A 1,723-nucleotide genomic window follows, 5' to 3' on the forward strand; every position below is an offset into this window, starting at 1 on the left:
TGAGGGTAGACCCCTCAAAACTGACCATTGTTTCGACAAAGTATGTGTAGCCTCCGTATATTCCTTAGAAAGGAGGTGATCCAGCCGCAGGTTCTCCTACGGCTACCTTGTTACGACTTCACCCTAATCATCTGTCCCACCTTAGACGGCTGACTCCCGAAGGTTATCTCACCGGCTTTGGGTGTTACAAACTCTCATGGTGTGACGGGCGGTGTGTACAAGGCCCGGGAACGTATTCACCGCGGCATGCTGATCCGCGATTACTAGCGATTCCAACTTCATGTAGGCGAGTTGCAGCCTACAATCCGAACTGAGAACGGCTTTAAGAGATTAGCTTAGCCTCACGACTTCGCGACTCGTTGTACCGTCCATTGTAGCACGTGTGTAGCCCAGGTCATAAGGGGCATGATGATTTGACGTCATCCCCACCTTCCTCCGGTTTGTCACCGGCAGTCTCACCAGAGTGCCCAACTTAATGCTGGCAACTGATAATAAGGGTTGCGCTCGTTGCGGGACTTAACCCAACATCTCACGACACGAGCTGACGACAACCATGCACCACCTGTATCCATGTCCCCGAAGGGAACGTCCTATCTCTAGGATTTGCATAGTATGTCAAGACCTGGTAAGGTTCTTCGCGTAGCTTCGAATTAAACCACATGCTCCACCGCTTGTGCGGGCCCCCGTCAATTCCTTTGAGTTTCAACCTTGCGGTCGTACTCCCCAGGCGGAGTGCTTAATGCGTTAGCTGCGGCACTGAAGGGCGGAAACCCTCCAACACCTAGCACTCATCGTTTACGGCATGGACTACCAGGGTATCTAATCCTGTTTGCTACCCATGCTTTCGAGCCTCAGCGTCAGTTACAGACTAGACAGCCGCCTTCGCCACTGGTGTTCTTCCATATATCTACGCATTCCACCGCTACACATGGAGTTCCACTGTCCTCTTCTGCACTCAAGTCTCCCAGTTTCCGATGCACTTCTCCGGTTAAGCCGAAGGCTTTCACATCAGACTTAAGAAACCGCCTGCGCTCGCTTTACGCCCAATAAATCCGGACAACGCTTGCCACCTACGTATTACCGCGGCTGCTGGCACGTAGTTAGCCGTGGCTTTCTGGTTAAATACCGTCAACTTCTGAACAGTTACTCTCAGAAGTGTTCTTCTTTAACAACAGAGTTTTACGAGCCGAAACCCTTCTTCACTCACGCGGCATTGCTCCATCAGACTTTCGTCCATTGTGGAAGATTCCCTACTGCTGCCTCCCGTAGGAGTTTGGGCCGTGTCTCAGTCCCAATGTGGCCGATTACCCTCTCAGGTCGGCTACGTATCATTGTCTTGGTGGGCCTTTACCTCACCAACTAACTAATACGCCGCGGGTCCATCCAGAAGTGATAGCCGAAACCACCTTTTAAACAGAAACCATGCGGTTTCTGTTGTTATACGGTATTAGCACCTGTTTCCAAGTGTTATCCCCTGCTTCTGGGCAAGTTACCCACGTGTTACTCACCAGTTCGCCACTCGCTTCATTGTTGAAATCAGTGCAAGCACGTCATTCAACGGAAGCTCGTTCGACTTGCATGTATTAGGCATGCCGCCAGCGTTCGTCCTGAGCCAGGATCAAACTCTCATCTTAAAGATGATGCTTGAATAGCTCATCGATTGTTGTTACTTTATTTTCATAAAAGCGAATTGACTTCGCAAATATTGTTTGGGTTTGATACC

General features: G+C 50.3%; 1 rRNA gene. It reads right to left on the reverse strand.

Going from position 1 to position 1,723, the window contains the following annotated elements:
- Positions 1–68: 68 nt before the first annotated feature.
- Positions 69–1,634: ribosomal RNA gene (locus EKM73_RS12490) — 16S ribosomal RNA — on the reverse strand.
- Between the last annotated feature and the right edge of the window lie 89 nt (positions 1,635–1,723).

This window comes from Levilactobacillus fuyuanensis, assembly GCF_003946395.1.
Taxonomy (GTDB): Bacteria; Bacillota; Bacilli; order Lactobacillales; family Lactobacillaceae; genus Levilactobacillus; species Levilactobacillus fuyuanensis.